Annotated in this window: 5 protein-coding genes; 1 reads left to right on the top strand and 4 read right to left on the bottom strand. The window is 73.4% G+C overall.

Annotated features, from left to right (window positions below):
- Positions 1 to 79: 79 nt before the first annotated feature.
- The 4 genes from ACRX5S_RS15565 to ACRX5S_RS15550 all read right to left on the bottom strand — a co-directional run bounded on the left by ACRX5S_RS15565 (position 80) and on the right by ACRX5S_RS15550 (position 3,693).
- Positions 80 to 712: an MBL fold metallo-hydrolase gene (locus ACRX5S_RS15565; protein ID WP_436773501.1), complete on the bottom strand. Its 633-nt coding sequence runs from the start codon at positions 710 to 712 to the stop codon at positions 80 to 82.
- Positions 709 to 1,794 carry an S-(hydroxymethyl)mycothiol dehydrogenase gene (locus ACRX5S_RS15560; RefSeq protein WP_436773500.1) on the bottom strand — a complete coding sequence of 362 codons (1,086 nt, stop codon included), beginning with the start codon at positions 1,792 to 1,794 and terminating at the stop codon, positions 709 to 711. The genes ACRX5S_RS15565 and ACRX5S_RS15560 overlap by 4 nt, the downstream gene beginning before the upstream one ends.
- A 285-nt stretch (positions 1,795 to 2,079) precedes the next feature.
- Positions 2,080 to 2,928: a PHP domain-containing protein gene (locus ACRX5S_RS15555; RefSeq protein ID WP_436773499.1), complete on the bottom strand. Its 849-nt coding sequence runs from the start codon at positions 2,926 to 2,928 to the stop codon at positions 2,080 to 2,082.
- A gap of 126 nt (positions 2,929 to 3,054) precedes the next feature.
- Positions 3,055 to 3,693 carry a DUF6758 family protein gene (locus ACRX5S_RS15550; protein WP_436773498.1) on the bottom strand — a complete coding sequence of 213 codons (639 nt, stop codon included), beginning with the start codon at positions 3,691 to 3,693 and terminating at the stop codon, positions 3,055 to 3,057.
- Positions 3,694 to 4,227: 534 nt separating this feature from the next.
- Between ACRX5S_RS15550 and ACRX5S_RS15545 the strand changes: the two genes are divergently transcribed.
- Positions 4,228 to 4,629: an NUDIX hydrolase gene (locus ACRX5S_RS15545; protein WP_436773497.1), complete on the top strand. Its 402-nt coding sequence runs from the start codon at positions 4,228 to 4,230 to the stop codon at positions 4,627 to 4,629.
- Positions 4,630 to 4,733 lie beyond the last annotated feature (104 nt).

The raw sequence follows: 4,733 nt of genomic DNA, 5'->3' as shown, positions 1-4,733 counted from the left end.
CCGGGTGGGGCGCCTCGGCGTTTCGCCGCCGCTTCGGGGCGGTGCGGCGGTCCGACACCTCGTCGGGCGCCCCGGCCGTTCAGTGGCCGCGTGCCACCCAGGCGTCGTAGTCCGCCGCCTCCGCGCCGATGGTCGTCTCGTCGCCGTGGCCGGTCAGGACGCGCGTGCCGGCGGGGAGCGTCAGGAGCCGGTCGCGGATCGAGTCGAGGATGACCGGGAAGGACGAGAAGGACCGCCCGGTCGCGCCCGGCCCGCCGCGGAACAGCGTGTCGCCGGAGAAGAGCGTGTCGAGCTCCGGCGCGTACAGGCACACCGCGCCGGGCGCGTGCCCCGGCGTGTGCACGACCCGCAGCTGGATACCGGCGACCTTCACCACCTGGCCGTCCGCAAGTTCGCGGTCGGGGGCTCGGTCGGGGTGGACCGCGTCCCACAGCATGCGGTCCTGCGGGTGGAGGTGGATCGGCGCACCGAACCGCTCGGCGAGCGCGGCCGCGGCGTTGATGTGGTCGTTGTGGCCGTGTGTGCAGACGATCGCGGCGAGGCGGCGGTCGCCGACGGCCGCGGCGATGGCGTCCGCGTCGTGTGCCGCGTCGACGACGACCACCTCGTTCGCGTCGCCGACGATCCAGACGTTGTTGTCGACGTCGAAGTCCTGGCCGTCGAGCGAGAAGACACCCGACGTGGTGAGGTGTTCGATGGGCGAGGGGCTCACAGGACGACCACCGAACGCAGCACGTCGCCGTGGTGCATCTTGGTGAACGCCGCCTCAACGTCGTCCAGCTTGATCGTCTCCGAGACGAAGCCGTCCAGCGGCAGGCGTCCGCGCAGGTAGAGGTCGATCAGCATCGGGAAGTCGCGGGTGGGGAGGCAGTCGCCGTACCACGACGACTTGAGCGCGCCGCCGCGGCCGAAGACCTCGATCATCGGCAGTTCGATCCTCAGGTCCGGCGTCGGGACGCCGACCAGCACGACCGTGCCGGCCAAGTCGCGGGCGTAGAAGGCCTGTTCGTACGTCTCCGGGCGACCGACCGCCTCGACCACCAGGTCCGCGCCGTTGCCCTCGGTCAGCGCCTTGATCGCCTCGACCGGGTCGCCCTCGCGCGCGTTGACGGTGTCGGTCGCGCCGAAGCCCTTCGCCCATTCGAGCTTGCGTTCGTCGACGTCGACCGCGATCACCTTGCGCGCGCCGGCGAGGTGCGCGGCGGCGATCGCGGCGTTGCCGACGCCGCCGCAGCCGATCACCGCGACCGAGTCGCCGCGCTGCACGTTGCCGGTGTTGGCGGCCGCGCCGAACCCGGCCATCACACCGCAGCCGATCAGACCGGCGGCCTCGGGGCGCGCGGCGGGGTCGACCTTGACGCACTGGCCCGCCGCGACGAGCGTCATCTCGGCGAACGCTCCGATGCCGAGCGCGGGGCTCAGCGGCGTACCGTCCTCCAGCGTCATCGGCTGCTTGGCGTTGAGCGAGTCGAAGCAGTACCAGGGACGCCCGCGCAGACACGAGCGGCACTCGCCGCACGGCGCGCGCCACGCGAGCACGACATAGTCGCCCGGCGCGAGGCCGGAGACGCCCTCGCCGACCGACTCCACGACCCCGGCTGCCTCGTGGCCGAGCAGGAACGGGAACTCGTCGTTGATGCCGCCCTCCCGGTAGTGCAGGTCGGTGTGGCAGACACCGCACGCCTGCACCTTCACCCGGGCCTCGCCCGGCCCCGGGTCGGGTACGACGATCGTCTCGACGCTCACCGGCGCGCCCTTGCCGCGCGCGACGACCCCGCGAACCAGCCGACTCATGTGCCGCTCCCCTCCGAGATGTGCGGATACTTTCCGCACTGTAACGCTGCGGGGACGTGCAGGTCAGATGGTCGCGATGCGCGAACACGCGCGCCGCGGAAGGGCCCGGCGGCACCACCCGTTCGGCGGCGGGCGCGGGTGTGCGGCAGGGAATGCACGGCACCGGTGGCTCGGGAGTGCGGGGGGTGCGGGAGTTCGGGGGTGCGGGCATTCGGGGCGTGCAGGCGGGCGGGCGTCCAGGCGTGCGGGCGTGCGGGCGTGCGGGAGTTCGGGGCGTGCAGGGGTTCAGGCGTTCAGCACCGGTACGCCCGTCGCGCGGTCGGCGATCGCGGCGAACGTGTCCGGGTCGGTGGTGTAGCGGCCGATGCCCACGGTCTTGCGGGTGCCGTGGTAGTCGCTCGAACCCGTGGTGACGAGGCCGAGGCCGCGCGCGAGATCGCGCAGGTGGGTGCGCATCGCGTCGTCGTGGTCCATGTGGTCGACCTCGACCCCGGCGAGGCCGGCTTCGGCCAGCGACTCGATCGTCGCGTCGGAGACCGTTCGGCCGCGCTTGGTGGCGCCGGGGTGCGCGAACACGGCGACGCCGCCCGCCGCGCGGATCATGCGGACCGCGTCGGCCACGGAGATCTCGTACTTGTCGACGAACGCCCGGCCGCCGTCCTTGAGCCAATCCGCGGTGAACGCGCCGGACACGTCGGGCACAACCCCGGCCTCGACCAGCGCCGTCGCGACATGCGGGCGTCCCACCGCGCCGTCGCCCGCGATCGCGACGACTCGCTCCCAGGAGATCGGCGCGCCGAGTTCGACGCAGCGCTCGACCATGGCCCGCGCCCGGCGCACGCGGTCGGTACGCACCAGCTCGCGTGCCCGCGCGAACTCCGGCTCGTCGGGGTCGAACAAGTAGCCCAGCATGTGCAGGCTGATGCCGTCGCCGTCGATGCAACTGATCTCCGCACCGCGTACGAGCGTGAGCCCGTCGGGCAGCGCCGCCTCCGCCTCGGTCCAGCCGCCTGTCGTGTCGTGGTCGGTCAGCGCGACGACGTCCAGGCCCGCGTCGCGCGCGGTGCGCACGAGCTCCGCCGGGGTGTCCGTGCCGTCGGAGGCGGAACTGTGGGTGTGCAGGTCGATGCGCACGCGGACCTCGCTGGTTCGGTGGGGCCGGGACGATCAAGCCTAATCAGCCCGTTCCGGAGCGGGATCGGCGGCGTCGCGGGGCGGCCTCGGTGGGAGCCGGGCGGAGTCAGGCGGAGCCGGGCGGAGTCAGGCGAGGAGTTGCGGGGACAGCGCGCCGCACGGCAGAAGCCCCAGTTCCGCGCCCGCGTCGCGGAGGTCGGTGAGGACGACGTCGTCGTACACCAGGTGCCCGGCCTTGCCGGGCCAGAGGATCGCCCACAGCCACAGGCCCATCGCCTCGCCGGCGTACACCGCGCGGTCGGCCGGCGTACCGGGCACACACCACAGCGCCGTCGGTCGACCCGCGGCCATCACCTTCGCCGGCGCCACCCGGTTGCCGAGCAGGTCGCTGCCCGGGTCGGGCCCCGGCAGCCCCGCGAAGCGGGCACCGAGGCCGACGCCCAGTTCCTCGGCCACCAGCACCAGCTCGCCGGGACCGCCCAGCGGTGCGGGTCCGGTGCAGGCGACGGCGACCGCGCGCGGGCCGGACCGGTCGTCGCCCGCGTGCGCGACGCCGGTGAAGAGCCAGCCGACCGGGAGCGGCCAGGGCAGCCAGACGGGGACGCGGGAGCGGCGTACGACGACGTCGAGGGCGTCGACGCTGGGCGGGACGACCGGTTGCAGGGGCGGCACGGATCCGTGCAGGTCACATTGCCAGGTCTCGGAGAACAACCCCGGGGCTCGGACCCGGCCTCCGCAGCGTGGGCAGCTCTGCTCGCCCTTCATACGCACGACGGTCCCTTGCCGAGGCCCCCGCGTCAAGGACGATCACCCCATTGGCGCCGATGTCGCGGCGGAGCGGAGGGGTGCGACGGGGTTGGACGTCGGGCACGGCGAGAACCACCGGCGGGCCGGTCGAAGGCCGGGCGCGCGACCGACCCGGGTGAACGACCTGGTTGAACGACGTGGTTGAACGACTGGTTGAACGACTGGTTGTACGACCTGGCACGGACCGCAACCATCGAGGCGCACGGCAACAACCCACACGGCCATCGACACCGCAATCGGCCGACACGGCCACCACATTCGACCGGTGCGCGGCCATGGCACCACAGGAGCCGCTGCCACACCGCCGACGGCTGTCGTCACCGCAGCCGACGACGCACAGGCGTCACGACCTCCGGGCCCACGACGACCGCGTTCGACGGGCCGTCGGGTGGCGGGCGGCCGTCGTGTGGTGGTTTCGGTGGGCTCGGGAGTTGTCGACACGCTGTGGCGGGGACGCCCCGATCCGCCCATACGGCGGATACGCTCGCGGATATGCGGGCAACTCCCTGTGTCGGTGCGATCGTCCTGGACGGTGAGGGGCGCATCCTCCTCATCCGCCGCGGCACGCCCCCGGGCAAGGGCCTGTGGTCGCTGCCGGGCGGGCGGGTGGAGCCGGGTGAGAGCGACGCCGGGGCCCTCGCGCGCGAGCTGCTGGAGGAGACGGGCCTTGAGGTCACCGTCGGTCCGTTGGTCGGGAGCGTGACGCGCCCGGCGCCGGACGGCGGGACGTACGACATACGCGACTACGCCTGCATCGTGCACGGCGGCACGATGCAGGCGGGCGACGACGCCGAGTCGGTGCGCTGGGTGCCGGCCGACCAACTGCGGCTGCTGGAACTGACCGACGGGCTGCTCGACGCGCTGACGGAGTGGAACGTCCCCGGTGTCGGCTGAGTCCGCGGACGGCCCGCTGGTGCTGGTCGTCGGGTCGGTCAACGCGGACCTCGTGGTGCGGGTGCCGCGGCACCCCCCGCCCGGTGAGACGGTCCTCGGCGGCG

This window comes from Yinghuangia sp. YIM S09857, from assembly GCF_051388915.1.
Lineage (GTDB): Bacteria > Actinomycetota > Actinomycetes > Streptomycetales > Streptomycetaceae > Yinghuangia.
The sequence above is the reverse complement of the archived record's forward strand: the minus strand, read 5'-3'. Positions and strand labels throughout refer to the sequence as shown.

Excerpts from the sequence above, each read along its gene's own strand:
- ACRX5S_RS15560 (WP_436773500.1), bottom strand. The coding sequence starts at position 1,794 with ATGAGTCGGCTGGTTCGCGGGGTCGTCGCGCGCGGCAAGGGCGCGCCG.
- ACRX5S_RS15550 (WP_436773498.1), bottom strand. The coding sequence starts at position 3,693 with ATGAAGGGCGAGCAGAGCTGCCCACGCTGCGGAGGCCGGGTCCGAGCC.
- ACRX5S_RS15545 (WP_436773497.1), top strand. The coding sequence starts at position 4,228 with ATGCGGGCAACTCCCTGTGTCGGTGCGATCGTCCTGGACGGTGAGGGG.